23 protein-coding genes are annotated in these 19,169 nt (G+C 58.4%); 10 read left to right on the top strand and 13 right to left on the bottom strand.

All coding sequences use genetic code 11. From position 1 onward, the window contains the following. Positions 1–25: 25 nt before the first annotated feature. The 3 genes from mobA to RA28_RS01535 are packed head-to-tail and all read left to right on the top strand — an operon-like array spanning position 26 to position 2,463. A complete protein-coding gene (mobA, locus tag RA28_RS01525) occupies positions 26–670 on the top strand; it encodes a molybdenum cofactor guanylyltransferase MobA (protein ID WP_039525498.1) in 645 nt (214 codons plus the stop codon). Then, positions 667–1,173: a molybdopterin-guanine dinucleotide biosynthesis protein B gene (gene mobB, locus RA28_RS01530; RefSeq protein ID WP_039522985.1), complete on the top strand. Its 507-nt coding sequence runs from the start codon at positions 667–669 to the stop codon at positions 1,171–1,173. Before mobA ends, mobB begins: the two co-directional genes overlap by 4 nt. 12 nt (positions 1,174–1,185) lie before the next feature. Beyond that, positions 1,186–2,463 (top strand): molybdopterin-binding protein, encoded by a 1,278-nt coding sequence (locus tag RA28_RS01535; RefSeq protein ID WP_039522988.1) that lies wholly within the window; start codon positions 1,186–1,188, stop codon positions 2,461–2,463. Between the two features lie 5 nt (positions 2,464–2,468). Here RA28_RS01535 and RA28_RS01540 read toward each other — a convergent pair whose 3' ends face one another. The 3 genes from RA28_RS01540 to RA28_RS01550 form a co-directional block, all read right to left on the bottom strand. After that, positions 2,469–3,464, bottom strand: a complete 996-nt coding sequence (locus tag RA28_RS01540) for a hypothetical protein (protein ID WP_039522993.1) — start codon at positions 3,462–3,464, stop codon at positions 2,469–2,471. A 14-nt stretch (positions 3,465–3,478) separates the two neighbouring features. Continuing rightward, a complete protein-coding gene (gene greA / locus RA28_RS01545) occupies positions 3,479–3,949 on the bottom strand; it encodes a transcription elongation factor GreA (protein ID WP_039525501.1) in 471 nt (156 codons plus the stop codon). Positions 3,950–4,186: 237 nt separating this feature from the next. Beyond that, positions 4,187–4,567: a VOC family protein gene (locus tag RA28_RS01550; RefSeq protein ID WP_039522996.1), complete on the bottom strand. Its 381-nt coding sequence runs from the start codon at positions 4,565–4,567 to the stop codon at positions 4,187–4,189. 87 nt (positions 4,568–4,654) lie between these two features. Here RA28_RS01550 and soxR point away from each other — a divergent pair, with 87 nt between their 5' ends. The 4 genes from soxR (at position 4,655) to RA28_RS01570 (ending at position 9,520) form a co-directional block, all read left to right on the top strand. Then, positions 4,655–5,110, top strand: a complete 456-nt coding sequence (soxR, locus tag RA28_RS01555; protein ID WP_039522998.1) for a redox-sensitive transcriptional activator SoxR — start codon at positions 4,655–4,657, stop codon at positions 5,108–5,110. Between the two features lie 136 nt (positions 5,111–5,246). After that, complete coding sequence (locus RA28_RS01560; RefSeq protein ID WP_039523000.1) at positions 5,247–6,893, top strand: electron transfer flavoprotein-ubiquinone oxidoreductase; 1,647 nt, start codon at positions 5,247–5,249, stop codon at positions 6,891–6,893. Between the two features lie 100 nt (positions 6,894–6,993). Further along, positions 6,994–8,709 carry a tetratricopeptide repeat protein gene (locus tag RA28_RS01565; protein ID WP_446737310.1) on the top strand — a complete coding sequence of 572 codons (1,716 nt, stop codon included), beginning with the start codon at positions 6,994–6,996 and terminating at the stop codon, positions 8,707–8,709. Continuing rightward, a complete protein-coding gene (locus tag RA28_RS01570) occupies positions 8,699–9,520 on the top strand; it encodes a 4-(cytidine 5'-diphospho)-2-C-methyl-D-erythritol kinase (RefSeq protein WP_039523006.1) in 822 nt (273 codons plus the stop codon). The genes RA28_RS01565 and RA28_RS01570 overlap by 11 nt, the downstream gene beginning before the upstream one ends. Here the strand turns inward: RA28_RS01570 and RA28_RS01575 are convergent. Beyond that, complete coding sequence (locus RA28_RS01575; protein WP_039523008.1) at positions 9,513–10,511, bottom strand: polyprenyl synthetase family protein; 999 nt, start codon at positions 10,509–10,511, stop codon at positions 9,513–9,515. The two genes, RA28_RS01570 and RA28_RS01575, sit on opposite strands and share 8 nt — an antisense overlap. A 56-nt stretch (positions 10,512–10,567) precedes the next feature. Here RA28_RS01575 and RA28_RS01580 point away from each other — a divergent pair, with 56 nt between their 5' ends. From RA28_RS01580 to RA28_RS22375, 3 genes are all read left to right on the top strand, one after another. After that, the gene (locus RA28_RS01580; RefSeq protein WP_037316655.1) at positions 10,568–10,783 is read left to right on the top strand and encodes a putative signal transducing protein; all 216 of its coding nucleotides are present in this window, start codon (positions 10,568–10,570) and stop codon (positions 10,781–10,783) included. Next, on the top strand, positions 10,780–11,553 hold the full coding sequence (locus RA28_RS01585; RefSeq protein WP_039523013.1) for a tRNA1(Val) (adenine(37)-N6)-methyltransferase: 774 nt from the start codon (positions 10,780–10,782) through the stop codon (positions 11,551–11,553). Before RA28_RS01580 ends, RA28_RS01585 begins: the two co-directional genes overlap by 4 nt. A gap of 120 nt (positions 11,554–11,673) precedes the next feature. Then, positions 11,674–11,838, top strand: coding sequence for a YdcH family protein (locus RA28_RS22375; protein WP_082029696.1), 165 nt, complete (start codon positions 11,674–11,676; stop codon positions 11,836–11,838). On the opposite strand, the gene yddG is transcribed toward RA28_RS22375, so the two are convergent. The 9 genes from yddG to RA28_RS01635 form a co-directional block, all read right to left on the bottom strand. After that, positions 11,835–12,701, bottom strand: coding sequence for an aromatic amino acid exporter YddG (gene yddG / locus RA28_RS01590; protein WP_039523015.1), 867 nt, complete (start codon positions 12,699–12,701; stop codon positions 11,835–11,837). The genes RA28_RS22375 and yddG overlap by 4 nt on opposite strands. Before the next feature lie 6 nt (positions 12,702–12,707). Then, complete coding sequence (locus tag RA28_RS01595) at positions 12,708–13,646, bottom strand: transcriptional regulator GcvA (protein WP_039523017.1); 939 nt, start codon at positions 13,644–13,646, stop codon at positions 12,708–12,710. A 305-nt stretch (positions 13,647–13,951) separates the two neighbouring features. Beyond that, complete coding sequence (gene phbB, locus RA28_RS01605) at positions 13,952–14,674, bottom strand: acetoacetyl-CoA reductase (protein ID WP_039523022.1); 723 nt, start codon at positions 14,672–14,674, stop codon at positions 13,952–13,954. Positions 14,675–14,911: 237 nt separating this feature from the next. Then, positions 14,912–15,178 carry a hypothetical protein gene (locus RA28_RS01610; RefSeq protein WP_039523026.1) on the bottom strand — a complete coding sequence of 89 codons (267 nt, stop codon included), beginning with the start codon at positions 15,176–15,178 and terminating at the stop codon, positions 14,912–14,914. A gap of 8 nt (positions 15,179–15,186) precedes the next feature. Further along, positions 15,187–16,362, bottom strand: a complete 1,176-nt coding sequence (locus tag RA28_RS01615) for an acetyl-CoA C-acetyltransferase (RefSeq protein ID WP_039523029.1) — start codon at positions 16,360–16,362, stop codon at positions 15,187–15,189. A 191-nt stretch (positions 16,363–16,553) separates the two neighbouring features. After that, the gene (locus RA28_RS01620) at positions 16,554–17,387 is read right to left on the bottom strand and encodes an EAL domain-containing protein (RefSeq protein WP_039523031.1); all 834 of its coding nucleotides are present in this window, start codon (positions 17,385–17,387) and stop codon (positions 16,554–16,556) included. Between the two features lie 103 nt (positions 17,388–17,490). Further along, a complete protein-coding gene (locus RA28_RS01625) occupies positions 17,491–17,682 on the bottom strand; it encodes a hypothetical protein (RefSeq protein WP_039523033.1) in 192 nt (63 codons plus the stop codon). Positions 17,683–17,763: 81 nt separating this feature from the next. Then, positions 17,764–18,744, bottom strand: a complete 981-nt coding sequence (locus RA28_RS01630) for a sterol desaturase family protein (RefSeq protein ID WP_039523036.1) — start codon at positions 18,742–18,744, stop codon at positions 17,764–17,766. Then, complete coding sequence (locus RA28_RS01635) at positions 18,741–19,127, bottom strand: hypothetical protein (RefSeq protein ID WP_039523038.1); 387 nt, start codon at positions 19,125–19,127, stop codon at positions 18,741–18,743. The genes RA28_RS01630 and RA28_RS01635 overlap by 4 nt, the downstream gene beginning before the upstream one ends. Positions 19,128–19,169: the final 42 nt, after the last annotated feature.

The following is a 19,169-nucleotide window of genomic DNA, read 5'->3' on the forward strand; positions in this document are numbered from 1 at the left end:
TGAAATTCGCGAACAGGGGGTCAGCATGAAACGCCCTTATGGTGCCATCTTGGCCGGAGGGTTGGCGACGCGTATGGGCGGCGGCGACAAAGGCCGGTTGTTGATCGGTGGGCAGACATTGCTGTCTCATGTCATTGATCGCCTTTCACCTCAGGTCGAAGGGCTTGTTTTGAATGCCAATGGTGATCCGGGCCGTTTCGCAGATGTGGGTTTGCCGGTCGTCGCGGATTCCGTCGATGGATTCGCCGGCCCGCTCGCCGGGGTTTTGGCAGGTCTCGATTGGGCGGCAGATCAGGGTGCCACTTGTGTCGTGACGGCTGCGGCTGACACGCCGTTCTTTCCCCGAGATCTGGTGCATCGCCTGATGCAGGCGGCTGAGGGTCAAACGCACCCTTTGGTTCTAGCAACCACCCCGCGCACCGGAGACGAGGCGCTGAAATCAGGCGGCGGCAGTCGCGTCAATCGTCACCCGACGTTTGGTCTTTGGCCCGTGGCGTTGCGCGATGATTTGCGGGCGGCATTGAAGGACGGGTTGCGCAAGGTCGTGCTGTGGACCGACAATCACAATGGGCGCGAGGCCTTGTTTTCAGCTGATCCGTTTGATCCCTTCTTCAATGTGAACACGCCCGAGGATCTTGCGAAAGCTCAGAAAATGTTGGCGCTGTTATGAAGATCTACGGCGTCACCGGTTGGAAAAACGCCGGGAAAACGGGCCTGGTAGAGCGCTTGGTCGCTGAAATCTGTGGGCGCGGTTACACGGTTTCGACGGTGAAACATGCCCATCACGCCTTTGACGTTGATCAGAACGGTACGGATAGCTACCGACACCGAACGGCAGGAGCGTCCGAGGTACTGCTGGCCTCCGCTCAACGTGTCGCTTTGATGCGGGAATTGCGCGATGCGCCTGAACCTTCGCTGGACAGCCTTCTCACGCGATTGGGCCCCGTCGATCTTGTGTTGATCGAAGGTTACAAGCGGGAACCACATCCGAAGATCGAAGCTTTCCGGAAAGACGCCGGGAACGCGCTTATTGCCCCGACTGACGACACGATCCGTGCAATCGCAAGCGACACGCCCTTGTCGCTGGACAAGCCGGTGTTTGATCTGAACGATACATCGGGGATTGCAGATTTTATCTTGCAGGACGTTGGTCTGGATCTGGTGCGAAGCTGAAGGGATTTTGCGTTGACGACACGGCAGACGAAACCGGACATCGCGCCCCCGCCGCTCAAGAACGATTGCTTTGCCCTGCCGGCAGGCGTGAACTGGACACCCGTCGACACGGCACTTGATCTCTTGCGCGACCGGTTGCAACCGGTTGTGTCGACGACCCGTGTTGCTCTGCCTGACGCATTCGGCAGGGTTTTGGCCAAGGACGTATTCGCAACTCGGTCCAACCCGCCTCAACCCAATACGGCCGTTGACGGATACGGCTTTTCCGGCGGCGTGCCTGACGGAGAGCATGTGATGCCCTTGATCGATGGGCGCGCGGCGGCGGGCGTCCCGTTCGATAACGCGGTGCCAAAGGGCTTTGCATTGCGTGTCCTTACAGGGGCCGCATTGCCCGAAGGCGTGGAGACGGTGATTCTGGAAGAAGATGTGACGGCGCGGGACGGGCATATCGCCTTTCGCGGTCCATTAAAGCAGGGTGCGAATACGCGCCGCGCGGGAGAAGATATTGCTGCCGGCGACTTGGCGCTGCCCGCTGGGCGCAATCTGACTTCGGCGGATCTGGCACTTTTGTCAGCGGTTGGTGTATCCGCTGTACCGGTTTATAGCCGACTGCGCGTAGCGGTTCTGTCGACCGGAGATGAGTTGGTCGAGCCCGGCGAGACTGCGGGGCCGGGTCAGATTTTCGATGCCAATCGCCCCATGTTGCTGTCTCTGATCGACCGGATGGGCCTTGACGCGGTTGATCTGGGTCGTGTCGTTGACGATCCCGACGCGTTGCACAGACGCCTGAATCAGGCGTCAGAGCGGGCGGACGTTATTCTGACAAGCGGGGGGGCTTCGGCAGGGGATGAGGATCACGTCTCGGCCCTTTTGCGTCGGGAAGGAGCGATGCAGGAATGGCGCATTGCGTTAAAGCCCGGGCGACCGCTGGCTTTAGGGATGTGGAACGGCACCCCAGTTTTCGGCTTGCCGGGAAACCCGGTCGCAGCGATGGTTTGCACATTGGTCTTTGCGCGGCCAGCGCTTGGTCTTTTGGCCGGAACGGGGTGGCAATCGCCACAAGGATTCGACCTGCCAGCCGCGTTTGAAAAGCGAAAAAAGCCCGGTCGCCGCGAGTATTTGCGCGCGCGGGTACGCGATGGGCGGGTCGAGGTATTCCGATCCGAAGGGTCAGGTCGAATCAGTGGCCTCAGCTGGGCCGAAGGACTGGTCGAAATCGAAGACGGCGAACGCCACATTCTTCCGGGCGATCCGGTACGGTTCATCCCGTATGGCAGTTTCGGACTTTGAATACCCTAGTCGAACGTACCCGCCACGCGACCCAACAGCATGAATGCGCGGGCCGTCCGTGTTTCACCCATCGCGGTCAGATCCGCGTCGCTGGCATCCGGCTCAAAATCGGCAATCATGTGATCGAATCGGCGCAGGAAGTGATGCGCCGCGTCGCGGAAAATCGGGTCCTGTTTCATCCGTGCGGCCGTCAGGGCCAATGACGAACGATCCCGGATACCCCCCAACGCCGCAACCGCGCGTCCTCGGGCCCCCTGCGCAAACTGACGCCAAACTTCGGGCCGGGCCATGTCGGGGCGAAGATCGTCCATGTAAATCCCTTCCTGGCTGAGAAGGGTCAGAACATCCTGTGATGCCTGAACCAGCTTCGAGGCTTTGCGATCCTTCAGCGCCAGACGCAACGCATCAAAACCGCGCGCGTCGTCCTGAGTTTCAGGGAAGTTGAGCGCCCGAATGAAAACGTCCCGTGTTAGTGGCGGCGCGATCGCCTCGGCAGGCGTGCCCAGCGCAAGGGTCGTCTGATCATCCGATGTATTCTGCGGCGCATTGGTGCGAACAGGTTCATTGCGGGCCGTGGAAAAGGTGGCGACGGCGCTTTCCGTCTTTTTCGCGCTTTGGGCGATTTCGTCCAGCTTTCTTCCGACTGCCGGCTCGTAAGTGCTGGCGGCGCGCTGCTGTTGCGTGACATAGGCGTGTCGAATGGCGTCAATTGCCGTTTGCAGACGTTCGCTTTCTTCGCGCATGATCCGACTTGCCCGCATTGCCGTCGCGGCGACCCAGATCATCGCAACCGGCAAAAAGACAGCCAAAAGGGTGACGATGAAACCGCCACCGTCCTGGGAACCGGGCAGAACCAGAAACACCACCGAAATCACGAGCCAAATCGCGCTGAGCGCGAGGGCCGCAATCTCGATGCCGGTCACAGCAGGTTGCGCCGGGCGATCATAGATCCCCAGCTGCGTTGGTCTTTCGGTGTCTTGATCTGAATTTTGCCCCGACATGGCAAATGCTCCGGTCAGGCGTATTCGATGCTCAGAATCTCGTAAGACCGCACGCCGCCCGGGGTGCGAACCTCGACGCTGTCGCCTTCGTCCTTGCCGATCAGGGCGCGCGCGATCGGGGATTTGATGTTCAGAAGCCCGTTCTCGATATTGGCCTCATATTCCCCAACGATCTGCCAGGTTTTCTCTTCGTCGGTATCTTCGTCCACCAGCGTGACCTTGGCACCGAACTTGACGGCACCCGTCAGCTTGGCAGGGTCGATCACGTCGGCCAGAGAAAGGATGCTCTCAAGCTCTTTGATGCGCCCTTCGATGAACCCCTGTTTTTCGCGGGCGGAGTGGTACTCGGCGTTTTCCTTCAAATCGCCCAGTTCCCGGGCCGAGGCGATCGCCGCGATAATCGCCGGACGCTCGACGGATTTGAGGTTCTTGAGTTCCGCCTCGAGCGCGGAAAAGCCCGCGGGCGTCATTGGAATCTTTTCCATGGTCTCTTCGTCCACGCATAAAGTGTTACGCCCCGTCGCATGTAAACAGCGCCGGGGCGAGTGATGGGTCGTCAGATACCTGACCTAAATGCAGCGTGAAATGCAAGAGGCGTCAGCGGTTCCAATGTTCAATTCGCGGCTTAACGCCGCTCGGTCGGGGCCGGATGCCGCCTATGGCGGTGATCCGCGTGCTGGCCCTTTCGCCAGCGGCGCGGAGGGGTGCAAAGCCACAACATCTCAATCATATTGAACCACTTCGAACTCGATGCCGTTATCGTCATCGAAGTAAAACCGTTTGCCGGGTTCATAGTCTGCGTGATTGTGGGGTTCGAACCCGGCTTCGCGCACCTTGGCCTCGGTCGCGTCGATGTCTTCGACCAGAACGCCCACATGGTTGAGGCCGCCAACAATGTCATAGCTGCTTTCGCCCGCTGGCTTTGGATCGCTTGGGGCATAAAGCGCAAGATATGTATGCTGACTGCCGACATGCACCGTATAACCGCCTGCGATCGCCGGACCTTCCCAGCGCGTTTTCCAGCCAAAGACTTTCTGCATCCAGGCGGCCGAGGCCTTTGGGTCACGTACGGTGAAATTGGTGTGTTCAAGCGTCGCCATCATGGGGTCTCCTTTGCGAATTGAGGCTTGTCACGACTCACCGTAATTTCTAAACCTAACTTTAGGTCAAGGAATTTTTCTGGAGGTGATATGGCAATTTCCGAAGGGTTGGCCATCGGCGCATTGGCCCGACGCACCGGGCTGGCGGATTCCGCCATCCGGTACTACGAAGCCCAAGGTTTGATTACACCGTGGAGAAACGCTGGCGGGCAACGACGCTATCAACGGGCCGACATCCGACGGCTGAGCTTTGTTATGATCGCCCAGCAATTTGGCCTGACATTGCCCGAGATACGCGAGGTCCTGTCCGGCCTTCCCGGCAATCGCACGCCGACGCCGAAGGATTGGACGGACATCAGCAAGGGACTGCGCGCGCGGCTTGATCAGCGAATCGATACTCTTACCCGATTGCGCGACAATCTGGATGGGTGCATCGGCTGCGGTTGCCTGAGCCTGCCCAAATGTGCGCTTTACAACCCCGATGACCGGGCCAAATCCCATGGTAGCGGTCCCAGATACCTGATGGGTGATGCACCAGACGCTTGAAGTGTCGAATACCGCCGTTGTTACGCCGTGTTTCGATTGACCAAAGTCTTTTCGAGCATGTAATCAGCCGGGAAACATTATTGCGCCGACCGCAAAAGAAAAGCGCCAATTCGGAAAGTTAGCTAGGGAGCCCGCGATGGCCGAGATTGAACGCGAAGCGATGGAATATGACGTGGTGATCGTGGGCGCAGGCCCCGCGGGCCTGTCAGCGGCCATCCGTCTTAAACAGCTGGATGCCGACCTGAACGTTGTCGTTCTGGAAAAGGGCTCGGAAGTGGGGGCGCATATCCTGTCAGGCGCGGTTCTTGATCCATGCGGTTTGGACGCGCTGATCCCTGATTGGAAAGAAAAGGGTGCGCCGCTGACCGTCCCGGTCAAGGACGACAACTTTTATATGTTGGGCGAGGCCGGTCAGATCCGCATCCCGAACGCGCCAATGCCGCCGCTGATGAACAACCACGGAAATTATATTGTCTCGATGGGCAATGTGTGCCGCTGGATGGCGGAACAGGCCGAGGAATTGGGCGTTGAAATCTTCCCCGGCATGGCCTGTTCCGAGCTGGTGTATGGCGACAATGGTGAGGTCAAAGGCGTTGTCGCCGGCGTCTTTGGTCTGGAGCCCGATGGTTCCATCGGTCCGAATACTGAGCCGGGCATGGAACTGCACGGCAAATATGTCTTCCTGTCCGAAGGCGTGCGCGGATCGCTGTCCAAGGAAGTGATCGCGAAATACGACCTGTCTGCGGGCAAAGAGCCGCAGAAATACGGCGTCGGCATGAAAGAGATCTGGGAGATTGATCCGGCCAAGCACAAGGAGGGCTCGGTCACGCATACGATGGGCTGGCCATTGGGCAGCAACGCAGGCGGCGGATCGTTCATCTATCACCTTGATAACAATCAGGTCTATGTCGGTTTCGTGGTCCACCTGAACTACAAGAACCCCTACCTGTATCCGTACATGGAATTCCAGCGCTTCAAGCATCACCCGATGGTGGCCGACCTGCTGAAAGGCGGCAAGCGCGTTGCGTATGGCGCGCGCGCGATCACCGAGGGCGGGTATCAGTCGATGCCCAAGCTGGTGGCGCCGGGCGTGGCGCTGCTGGGCTGTTCGGCGGGCATGGTCAACGTGCCGCGCATCAAGGGCAACCATAACGCGATGTTGTCCGGGAAAGCCGCCGCAGAGGCCGCGTTTGAGGCCATCAAGGCTGAGCGTTCGGGTGACGAACTGACCGCGTATGAGACAGAGGTAAGAGACGGCGCAATTGGCAGCGACCTCAAGAAAGTGCGCAACGTCAAACCCATGTGGTCAAAGTGGGGCCTGACCGCCAGCTTGGCGCTGGGCGGGTTGGACATGTGGACCAACACGCTGGGCTTTTCGCTGTTCGGGACATTGGGTCACGGCAAAAACGACGCCGAGGCGACAGAAGATGCCAGCAAGCACAAGCCGATCGATTATCCCAAACCCGACGGCGTGCTGTCGTTTGACCGCCTGACCAACGTGTCCTTCGCGATGACCAATCACGAGGAAAGCCAGCCCTGCCACCTGAAACTTGGCGATCCCGACATTCCGGTGAAGGTCAACCTGCCCAAATTCGATGAACCGGCCCAACGCTATTGCCCTGCGGGCGTCTACGAGATGGTTCAGGATGATGACGGACCGCGATTCGTGATCAACTTTCAGAACTGCGTTCACTGCAAGACATGTGACATCAAGGATCCCAGCCAGAACATAACGTGGACTACGCCTCAGGGTGGGGATGGGCCGAATTATCCCAACATGTAAGCAAAAAGACGGGCAGTGGCGGGGTCGTGAAGGCTCTGCCATTGCCTCTTTACGGGCAAAGCCCTAGCTTATTGCCAGTTAACGACAACAAGGCAGTATTTTGGTGTTTTCCCAGGTTCGTCGCGCGGCGGTTGCCGCGCTTCTCACGTCGTCGGTTGCATGGCCGGTATCTGCGGATACAGGCTCGGGCTCTTATCTGGCCGGGCGTCAGGCGATTTACCAAAGCGACTATGTCGCTGCCGAGCGCTATTACAGCCAGGCGCTGAGGTTCGATCCGCAAAACACAAAACTGCTGGAGAGTGTGCTACTGGCGCGCATCGCGTTGGGTGATATCGAAGGCGCGTTGCCGGTTGCCGAAATCACGGATGCGGGTGAAGGCCCTAACCAACCTGGGCGTATGGTGATCTATGCTAACCTTATCGCGCAGGAGAAGCTGGACGAGCTTTTGGCGCGTGACCCGGAAACACAGGGCGTCGGACCTTTGGTAGACGGGCTGGTGATTGCCTGGGCTCATATGGGGAATGGCGCTGTTACACAGGCTATGGAGCAGTTCGATTCCGTTGCCACGCAAGAAGGTCTAAGCGAATTCGCGCTTTATCACAAAGCAATGGCATTGGCGTCGATTGGTGATTTCGAAGGCGCCGAAGAGGTGATGGGCGCGGAAAACGCTGCCGTTTCCCGAATATCTCGCCGGGCTGCATTGGCGCGGGCTGAAATCCTGTCGCAACTGGATCGGAACGAAGACGCATTGCTGTTTCTCGATGATGTTTTCGCGGCCGGGAATGATCCTTTCATCGAAAATTACACCGCGCGTTTGACGGCAGGGGAAACATTGCCCTTCACGCATGTTCGCACCCCGCGCGATGGCATGGCCGAGGTCTTCTATTCAGTCGGTGCCGCGTTGAATTCGGATGCTGCGGATGACTATGTCCTGCTGTATTCGCGCGTCGCCAGTTTCTTGCGCGAAGACCACATCGACGCCGCGCTGCTGACCGCGGAGCTTCTTGAAGAATTGCGACAATACGATCTGGCGGTAGAGGCCTATCGGTCGGTGCCGCCGGACAGTTTTGATTATCATGCGGCGGAACTTGGCCGGGCCGAAGTCCTGCGCCAGTCCGGAAAAACCGATGCTGCGATTGAGGTACTGCAGAACCTCGCGTTGCAACAGCCTGGCCTGCCGGGTGTTCATGTTGCTCTGGCCGACCTTCTTCGCCAACAGGAAGACTATGCAGCCGCCGTTTCGTCTTATGACACCGCCATCGGCCTGACCGACGCTGGCGTCGGAGCCAGCTGGTTCCTTCACTATGCGCGCGGAATCTCACATGAACGGCTCAAGAATTGGGACAAGGCCGAGGCGGACTTTCGCAAGGCGCTTGAGTTGAACCCCGACCAACCGCAGGTCCTGAATTACCTTGGCTATTCGCTTGTAGAGCGGCGCGAAAAATTGGACGAGGCGCTGGACATGATCGAGCGCGCCGTCGCCGCACGCCCCGATAGCGGCTACATCGTCGACAGCCTGGGCTGGGTCCTGTTCCGCCTTGGCCGGTATGACGAGGCCGTTGATCACATGGAACGGGCGGTTGAACTGATGCCGGTGGATCCGGTGGTCAACGACCATCTGGGCGACGTGTACTGGGCGGTGGGCCGTGCCCGAGAGGCGGAATTCCAGTGGAAACGCGCCTTGTCCTTCATCGATCCGGAAGACACCGATGGCGAGGCTGACCCGGACCGCATTCGTCGCAAGATCGAAGTTGGTCTGGACGCGGTGTTGAACGAAGAAGGTGCGGAACCCCTCAAGGTGGCCAATGACGGTTAAGGCCTTTGCGCCTGCCAAAATAAACCTTACCCTGCATGTGACTGGCCAGCGTTCTGACGGCTATCATCTGCTGGATTCTCTTGTCGTTTTTGCCGATGTTGGGGACAGCGTGACACTCACGCCCGGGCCTGAATTATCGATGGACGTTGTGGGTGAGCTTGCGGCGGGCGTACCGGCGGATCATCGCAACCTGGTTTGGAAAGCCGCCAAAGCCGTCGGCTGGACAGGTCACATTGAACTGGAAAAGGCCCTTCCCCACGGAGGAGGGGTTGGTGGTGGCTCCGCGGATGCAGCCGCCGCACTTACCGCATTGTCCGCGCAGGGTGTGCCCATCCCGCAAGACGTCCCGCTTTCGCTTGGCGCGGATGTTCCGGTCTGTATTTCGGCCAAGTCGACCAGAATGCAGGGGATCGGGGACGCACTGACCCCCGTTCCCTTGCCGCACCTCCCGGTGGTTCTGGTCAACCCGGGCGTATCCGTGCCGACGCAATCGGTTTTTGCGGCCCTGTCAGCACGGGACAACACCCCAATGCCAGATGTCATTCCCGATCTCGCTACGCCTCAGGTGTGCGCCCAGTGGCTGCGCAATCAGCGCAACGACTTGGAAAACCCGGCATTGCAGTGCGCTCCGGAAATTGCCGGTGTCTTGGACGAGCTTGAACAGACGAGCAGTGCTTTGCTGGCCCGAATGTCAGGGTCTGGCTCAACCTGTTTTGCGTTGTACCCGACGATGAAAGACGCGCATCTGGCAGCTTATGACATCGGCGCTGCACATCCCGATTGGTGGTGCCGCGCCACCCGGCTCAATTGAGGCGTGAGACGACATAGTCGGCCAGATCTCGAAGCAACGACCGGATTTCATGATCCGGCACCTTGTCCAGCGTCGATTTCGCCTTTGCGGCCCACTCAAACGCGTCATCGCGTGTTGCCTGAAGCGTTCGGTACTTGTTCATCAAGGACAACGCATGATCCAGATCGCCGTCTTCCTGACGACCCTTCCCGATCGTACGCTCCCAGAATGCGTGTTCTTCGGGGGTCGCCTGCGCGATGGCCTTTATGACCGGCAGAGTGAGTTTGCGTTCGCGGAAATCGTCACCGACGTTTTTGCCCGTGGTCTTGCTGTCGCCCTGATAATCCAGCAGGTCATCGGCAATCTGGAACGCAACCCCTAGCGCATCACCGTATTCAAACAGCGCCCGGACCAAAGGTTCTGGTGCGCCTGCAATGACCGCGCCCACCTCGGTTGCGGCTGAAAACAAGGCCGCTGTTTTTCCGCGCACCACCTGAAGGTAGATGCCCTCGTCTGTTCCCAGATCGGTCGCTGCCGTCATTTGCAGCACTTCGCCCTCGGCAATCGTGGCCGATGCGTTGGCGAGGATATCGAGAACACGCAATGACCCGGTCTCGACCATCAACTGAAAACTGCGGGAAAACAGGTAGTCACCAACAAGAACGCTGGATTTGTTGTCCCAAAGCAGGTTTGCCGTTGGACGCCCGCGCCTTTGGGCGCTTTCGTCGACCACATCGTCGTGCAACAGCGTGGCGGTGTGAATGAATTCGACCGTCGCAGCCAACCTGACGTCGTGATCGCCCTGATAATCAAACAAACGCGCCGTTGCCAACGTGAGCATCGGACGCAGGCGTTTGCCGCCGGCTTCGACAAGGTGCGCCGTTACCTCGGGGATTCGCGGTGCATGGTCGGATGCCATGCGCGTCTGGATAAGCGTATTGACGGCCTCCATCTCGGTGGCGAGAATTTCTGCCAGCCGTTCGTGAGGCTTTGAGATTGCGCTGACTGTCATCACACTCCTGACACAAGGCTCGACTTCCGCCTCACCTTGCCCTTACATCCATCCCCATGAAAGAACTATTGCGCAGTACCGATCCGACAATCCTGGCCTTTGCATCCGCCCTTCTTGAGGGCGAGGATATAGACTGCTTTCAGATGGACGTAAATATGAGCATCCTCGAAGGCGGCATAGGAATCTTCCCGCGTCGTCTGATGGTGCGTGCCGACGATCTAACCCGCGCGGAACGCGTGATGCGGGACAATGAAATTCCGCTGGGGCGATGACGCGTTTTCCTGACAGTGATCTGACCTGTAATGATTTTCTGGGTGGCCGCGTACGTCTGTGGCAACCGCGGGCAGGCTATCGCGCTGGCGTAGACCCTGTGCTGCTGGCCGCGTCAGTTCAGGCGCGGGGACAGCAATCCGTGTTGGAGCTTGGTTGCGGCGCAGGGGCAGCGATCCTGTGCCTTATGGCCAGGGTACCCGGGTTACAGGCCGCCGGGGTCGAGTTGCAGATGGAATACGCAGAACTGGCGCGCAGAAACGCTGCAGAGAATGGGGAAACACTGACTGTGGTCGAGGCCAACCTGACAGATCTGCCCGCCGACCTAAAACAACAGCAATTCGATCACGTTCTTGCCAACCCGCCTTATTATCTGGCCGGTGCCCACAGCCCTGCAATGGATCAGGGGCGCAGGCTTGCCCTGGGTGAGCAGACAGATTTGGTTGATTGGGTCGATGTCGCCGCCCGACGGTTGGCACCGCGCGGCTATTTTCACATGATCCAAAAAGCTGACCGTTTGCCTGACCTTTTGGCAGCCTGTTCCGGCCGCCTCGGGTCCGTCGAAGTTCTGCCATTGGCCCCGCGTGCGAACCGTCCGGCAGAATTGGTGATTCTGCGTGCGCGAAAGGGCGGTCGTGCGGCCTTTCGTCTTTTGGCACCTGTCGTTTTGCATCAAGGTTCGCGGCACGAACACGACGGAGACAGCTATACCGCCGAGGTTTCGCAGGTGCTGCGTGATGGTGCCCCGCTTGGTGGTTTTTCCACCAGCTAGGCAAAGACTGGCCGAGTTTGTCGGATTTGTAACAGATTCTGTGCGTCTGCGGCGTGACAGGGTGGAAACGATGTGGTCAAATTCCTACGTGACATATCACAACACACAAGGAGGATCGCCATGAGCGTGAGCGCACATCTGACGGAACTGAAGAAGAAACACGAAAGTCTCGGTCTCCAAGTGGAAGAAGCCCAACGCTCGCCAGGTATCGACGATCTCCATATCGCCCAACTCAAGAAACAAAAGCTAAAGCTCAAGGAAGAGATTGAGCGACTTTCAAACTAAGACCGAAGGCTGGCGCGCGCCGCAATCGCGGCCCCGCCGGTCACAAGCAAGGCCGCGATCGCAAGACCCCAGGATGGAGCAGCGATCCCGGCCACAACCAGCGCCAGTGTAGACAGCAGAGGGGCCGCGTAACTGGCAGTGCCCAAAATCTGGATGTCACCGCGTTTCACCCCGATGTCCCAGACATAAAAGGCCAGTCCGACAGGCCCTAACCCAAGGGCCAGGACGGAAGTCCAGCCTAGTACGCTGTTGGGTAAGACCGTTTCCTCAACCGCAAAGTGCAACACCCAGGACGCGATGGCAGTCAGAATGCAAAACACCGCAACCGAACTGGTCGGGACATCCCCCAGCCGTCGGGACAAAACGGAATAGCCCGACCAGGTTAACGCACAAAGCAGCGCCAGACCGTAACCCGGCAGATGCTGGGCCTGAAATCCGGCGCTGCCGCCGCCGCCGATGATGACGGCAGCGCCTGCAAAACCCAAGCACGCACCCAAAAGATGGCCAAGGCGCAAGGTTTCACCCGGCAGCAAGCCGGAAAACAGCACGATCAGCAAAGGCCAGAGATAGGCGATCAGTCCCGCTTCGGCGGCGGGTGCCATTCGCAGCGCGGAAAAATACAGGGCGTGGTAGCCAAATAAGCCGATCGCGCCAAACAGGTACGTCATCCACGAGACCTGGCGGAGGTGTCGCAATCCCCCCGTCGCGAAGACCCAGATCAGGCCCAGCGAACCGCCGATGGAAAAGCAGATCGCGTTCAAAAGCAAGGGCGGTGTCGGAACCGATCCAACCGTGAACAGCGCGAGAAGCGACCAAAGCAATACCGCGACAAACCCAATTGCCGTCGCGCCCATTTTTGTCATCGGGAATCAAACCTCTTCGACCGGAATAATTTCGAATTCATCCGAGATATGCGCGGTCTTTTCAATCTCTGTCAGAAACCAATCTCTGAAGGCTGCGATCTGCGGTCGCGTCTCGGCGCCACGCAGGCACAGGAACCGAAACCGGGCTTGGGATTCAATTGCAACCTTGAAGCGGGCAACCAAACGACCCTCGGTCAGGTCTTTGATGATCATTGCCCGACGGCCCAACACCGCTCCGACACCTGCAACTGCCGCATCAATCGCATGATCGGCGTTGGAAAAATGTGCCCCATGCGAGGGCGTAAAGTCCACTCCGACCGCCCGGAACCAAGTGGGCCAATCACTGGGCGGTTGCAGATAAGCAATCGAGTCGTCGAATATCAGCGGCGCATCCCGCAGACTGTCCGGGGTTGGGAACTGTTCAGCAAGCTCGGGCGTCATAACCGGAGTCAGCCATTCCTTGCGCACCGGTATGGAATACAAGCCATCGTCGTCGCCGTAACCGAACCGGATGGCCACATCGACGTCGTCCCGTTCAAGGTCCATGTTGCGCAGCGTGGCAGAGAACTTCAGGTCGATCTCCGGATGCGCACGTGCGAACTCGTAAAGCCGCGGTGCCAGCCATTTTGCCGTCAGTGCGGGGCCTGCGGTGACAGTCAGGCTTGTGTCGTTGCCCTGTCTGCGCGCCGCCTGCCAGGCGGCCTGCAGGGCGGCAAACCCTTCGGCCGCACCGGGAGCCAAAGCCCGCCCTGCTTCGGTCAGTTCCACCGCTCGGTTGAGGCGGCGGAACAGCGGGCGGCCCAGATGCTCCTCCAGTGATTTTATCTGAAAGGACAATGCGGCGGGTGTCACGTGCAACTCTTCGGCCGCTTTGGCAAACGACATGTGCCGGGCGGCGGCATCAAACGCCCGAAGCGCCGTTAAAGGGGGGAGGTAATCACTCATTTACGCACAAGTTTTTCTTAACTGAAATCCGCAGAAAGCTCGTTTGTCTGATAGTTTGATAGGTCACATACTGAATGAAAGTCAAACAAAGCTGAACTGAAAGGATGACTGCCATGATCGAAATGACGACCAACCCCGCAGCGGTACGTGCCTTTCGCCGCGCCCATGCCGAACGCAGCCGGGTAATCGTGCGGTTGTTTAGCAGGCTGTTCGGTTCCCGCTGAGCGCAGCGCGCGCGTTCTTACGGGATAAGAAACGGGCTGGTCGAAACAGACCAGCCCGTCCATTCTTTGTAAGCGACACGATCAGACGAAGAACTGCGCCCCGTTGGCCGAAATGGTCGACCCATTGATGAACTGAGAGTCGTCGGAGGCCAGGAACGCAACGCAGCGCGCGATTTCTTCCGGCTCGCCCAGACGGCCCGCAGGGATTTGACCAATGATGGATTCCCGCACTTTTTCCGGCACCGCCATGACCATCTCGGTCGCGATATAACCCGGGCAGATTGCGTTGGCCGTGATGCCGGCGCGTGCGCCTTCCTGCGCAAGCGATTTAACGATGCCCAAATCGCCAGCTTTTGTTGCGGCATAATTCACTTGTGCAAACTGGCCTTTCTGACCGTTGATCGAACTGATGACGATGACACGGCCAAACTTACGTTCGCGCATGCCGGACCAGACCGGGTGGACGGTGTTGAACACGCCAGTGAGGTTCGTATCGATCACCTGATGCCATTGTTCGGGCGTCATCTTGTGAAACGGCGCGTCGCGGGTGATACCGGCGTTCGCGACCACGATGTCAATTGGCCCTACTTCGGCTTCGACCTTTTCGATGCCGGCTTTGGATTCGTCGTAATCGGCAACGTTCCACTTGTATGTGGCGATGCCGGTTTCCTCGGTGAACTTTGCCGCCGCTTCGTCGTTTCCGGCGTAGGTGGCGGCAACGTTGTACCCTTCGGCCTTAAGCGCCTTTGAAATTGCTGCGCCAATCCCGCGAGAACCGCCGGTGACGAGTGCTGTACGTGCCATTCTGGACTCCTCCAATTTTAATCATCTTGGTAATGCTGTTACTATTTCATGACTCTGGGCGCAATATTGTTGCGCCCAGAAAGATTCGCGTCGCCAATTTCCACGATACGTGTGCTTTTAAGGCAATGTAAGTCCACGATCTTTTCCCAATGCGCGGCAATAGTCTATCCAGTCCTTGTTCTCGTTCAACAGAAGTGGTCGACCAAAGCGCCCGTCCCACTTTTCGAGCAGCCGTGTCTACTCGGACTGAACGTATTTGTATGGGTCGGGCACGTTTTCCTGTGTGGCCTGCGAACGGGCCTCCACAACGAATAACGCCGCACTGGCAAGTGCGGCGTCGATCGTTGTCTGGTCTTTGTTTCGGCGTGTGCCGAGCTCGGCAAGTTCAGTAAAGATGACGCTGCACTCCGTCAGGCTCGTTGAAATCGGCTGACGGTTCTGTGCGTGTGCGGCTCCTGCAAGTCCAATCGCAAGAGCCGCTGCAAGATTGAGCCGAGCGGACACGCTCGGGGTCAGTCGCGTTCGACGCAGAGGGCAACGCCCATGCCGCCGCCGATGCACAAGGTCGCAAGACCTTTCTTTGCATCACGGCGCTTCATCTCGAACAACAGTGTGTTCAATACACGGCAGCCGGATGCGCCGATCGGGTGTCCGATCGCAATTGCGCCACCGTTGACGTTCACGATCGAAGGATCCCAACCCATGTCCTTGTTCACAGCGCAGGCCTGCGCGGCAAATGCTTCGTTGGCTTCGACCAGATCCAGATCGTCAACCGACCAACCCGCTTTTTCCAACGCCTTGCGCGATGCGTAAATCGGGCCAACGCCCATGATCGACGGGTCCAGACCTGCAGTCGCGTAGGATGCGATCCGGGCCAAAGGCTCAATCCCGCGCTTTTCGGCGTTTTCTGCCGACATCAGCAGGGTGGCAGCCGCGCCGTCATTCAAGCCTGATGCATTGGCTGCCGTAACCGAACCTTCCTTGGTAAAGGCTGGGCGCAGCTTGGCCATGGCTTCCATCGTGGCCCCGTGGCGGATGTATTCGTCCTTGTCCATCACGATGTCGCCCTTGCGGGTCTTGATGGTGAAGGGCACGATTTCATCTTCGAATTTGCCGGCCTTTTGCGCTTCTTCGGCTTTGTTCTGCGACGCAACGGCGAACTCGTCCTGCATATCGCGGCTGATCTGCCATTTTTCGGCGACGTTTTCGGCGGTCTGACCCATGTGATACCCGTTGAAGGCATCCCACAGTCCATCGCGGATCATGGTGTCGATGTACTTCATGTCACCCATTTTGTGACCGGCGCGCAGGGCGGCGGCATGGGGGGACAGGGTCATGTTCTCTTGTCCACCGGCCGCGACAATCTCGGCATCACCCAGCTGGATATGTTGTGCGCCCAGAGCAACCGCCCGAAGACCCGAACCACAAACCTGATTGATGCCCCACGCCGCGCTTTCCTGCGGCAGACCGGCATTGATATGCGCCTGACGCGCAGGGTTCTGGCCTTGGGCAGCGGTCAGGACCTGGCCCATGATGGTTTCGCTTACCTCGCCTTTGTCGACCCCGGCGCGATCTACGACCGCTTCAAGAACGGCGGCACCCAGATCATGTGCGGGGGTGTTCGCAAAAGAACCACTGAAACTGCCGACACCGGTGCGCGCAGCGGATGCGATTACTACGTTCGTCATATAGTCAATCCTTTACCGTCATGGACCAGCCGGGGCTCGGGTGGCTCAAATGCACCCTCGGCGTTTGTGGAACAAAAGCGCCAACGATCCCTGCTGTTGTGTGCCCCGGAATACCCCAAGGCTGCACGTGCAGCAATGGACAGCTTGTCTCAGCGTCAAGTTTGGCAAAGTGTCGCGCCCGCTGGTTCTGGTTAACTTGCGGTTTTGACGTCGTTTTCCCCAACCCAGGGCGGCGTGACCGAAGGCGCGCCGAACAGGAAGCCTTGCAGACAGTCCACACCGTTGGCGACCAGAAACTCGGCATCTTCCTTGGTTTCGACCGATTCGGCGGTAACGAGGATCTCGAACTCACGCGCGACGGCAATCAGAGCCCGAATAAGCGCCTGATTGTCCGAGTTTTGACTGATACCGCGCACGAATTGCCCGTCGATCTTTGCGGCGTCAAAAAGAAACTCTCTGAAATGTCGAAAACTGAAATTGCTGGCTCCGAAATCGTCCAGCGCGAAGGCAATCCCGCGAGCCTGCTGTCGGTCCATGAAATCCGTGACAAGTTCCGGAACCTGCATCGCGGAACTTTCCGAGATTTCGAGAATCAACCTTTCGCCCAAAGTGCTGTCTTTTTTCAGGAACCGATCCAGAACGCGGGACCATCGGGCGTAGCCGATGGATCGGGCGGACATGTTGATGGACAGACGAATATCGGGATTCTGGCGCAGGGTGCGCAAGCCTTTTTCAAGCGCGATGCAATCCAAATCCCGCCCGATCGGGCTGCTTTCCACCTGTGGCATGAACTCACGCGCCGGAATGACGCGGCCCGTTTCGTCCAGAACGCGAATGAAACCTTCGTAGAACGCCACGTGATAAGGTGGCCGCGCTTGCATTACGGGCTGAAATGCCAGTTTGCATTGTTTGTGTTTGACGGCCTCGGCCGCCATTTGCACCACCGAGCGATCCCGCGCTGTGACCGCCGCGTTCAGCGGGCTGTCCGATCCTTCGGGCAGGTCATTTATTTGTTTGTCCCGCATGGAACACCGTTTGCTGTGCCTGTTCCAGCACAGTGTCGGGTCAAACAAGTGAATCCGCGGTTAAAGCCGCCCAAGAAATATCGGGTGTCCAGCCGTGCTGAGATCAGCGTGTCGATTGCCACGCGCGTGTGACCGAAGCCGCGGCTCCGAACAGCGCCCCAAGCAAACCGATCAACATCAGGGAAAACCCAAATGCCAGAAGGGCGGCGGGCACCTCGGGGTTCAGTGCAGTCAGCATTGTGAGAATAAGACCGGACAGGCCGGCTGCGGTGAAAAGTGTCGTCAGGCGTGTCATATCAATGCGATACTCTTAAATCGAAACATCGCTCTGATATGGCGCTTGGGCCGTGATATTCAATGCCTTGCAGTCGCGCGTCTACAGTTTTCGGATCCTTTCTGCCCGCGTATTGGGCGGAACTGTGCCGAATTGCTCGAATCCGGGCGTTCCGCGATCTTCGGGATGACGAACAAGGTGTTTGGCCTTGATTTGAACAGAGTTGTCCCGGCTTCCGTCATGGCTGTATCCGGGCGGAGCGAAGCAATATGCCAAGCGTTCACGCCAGGTCAGGCCTGGCTGTGTCGCGTCGCGCCAGATTGCCACCCATTCGTGAAAGGCAACACGCAGCGGATTGAATGTGCCGATATTGTGCACCAGCCCATAGTCAACGCGATCCTCGTCCTGCTCGGGCACAAATGTGCCGAACAGCTTGTCCCAGATGATGAAAACGCCCGCATAGTTGCAATCCAGATAGCGGGCGTTGCGCCCATGATGGGCGCGGTGGTGGCTGGGGGTGTTCATCACGGCTTCGAACCAGCGGGGCATTTTGCCGATGGCCTCGGTGTGAATCCAGAACTGATAGATCAGGTTCAGGCCGCCGACAAACAGCACCATTGCGGGATGAAAACCCAGCAGGATCAGGGGCGCGCGTACAACCATCATGAAGGTGAATGTATAGGTCCAAGTCTGCCGCAACGCTGTCGTCAGGTTATAGTGCTGCGAGCTGTGGTGATTGACGTGACTGGCCCAGACCCAGCGGATGCGATGACCAAACCGATGCACCCAATAGTAGCGGAAGTCATCGAGGACAAAGCACAAGATAATGACCGGGATCGAAGTGCCCAGATTCAGTGGCGTGATCTGCCAAAGCCACATGAAGAACGCATAGGCAATAAAGCCCAGCAGAAAGCCCGAGGCGATATTGCCCGCGCCCATGATCAGCGACGTGACGGCATCCCTTGTTTCGTAACGCCCGCCGCGTCCTTTGACTGCAATCCAAAGAAACTCAGCCAGAATCGCGGCGATAAAGAAAGGCACGGCCCATTGCACCGCATCAGGGAAACTCACGTTGTCAGTCATTCGGGATCCATCAGGTGTTGCCAGTGTCGACGTTCGGTTTCGTCCAGTCGGATAATAGCGCGTGGTGTTCCGAACTCGTGGAACTGAACCTCGAACCCAACCGGATGCTCGATCCAGTCGAAATCCAGCAAGTGCCGGGCCACGGTATCGGCGCCAAGAGACCAAAGAAGCCCGGCGCCAACGCCGGTTCTGACCAAAGCTGAATGACCGTCATTCGCAAGTGTAACGTCGATGATTTCGTCATCCGGAAAATGCCGGATCCATTCGCTGCGGGCCTCGTCGGGCGTCATCCGACGCCTTCGGGATCTGCCAGTGAGATGCAGCAAAAGGGTGATCCCGGCAAGGCCGCCGACAACCAGAACCAAGAGTATTTCAAGCGGCATCCCACCCTCCTGCTTTCAACCTGCAAAGGAGGATTGCACCTG

Origin of the sequence: Ruegeria sp. ANG-S4 (genome assembly GCF_000814005.1) — a bacterium.
Taxonomy (GTDB): domain Bacteria; phylum Pseudomonadota; class Alphaproteobacteria; order Rhodobacterales; family Rhodobacteraceae; genus Ruegeria.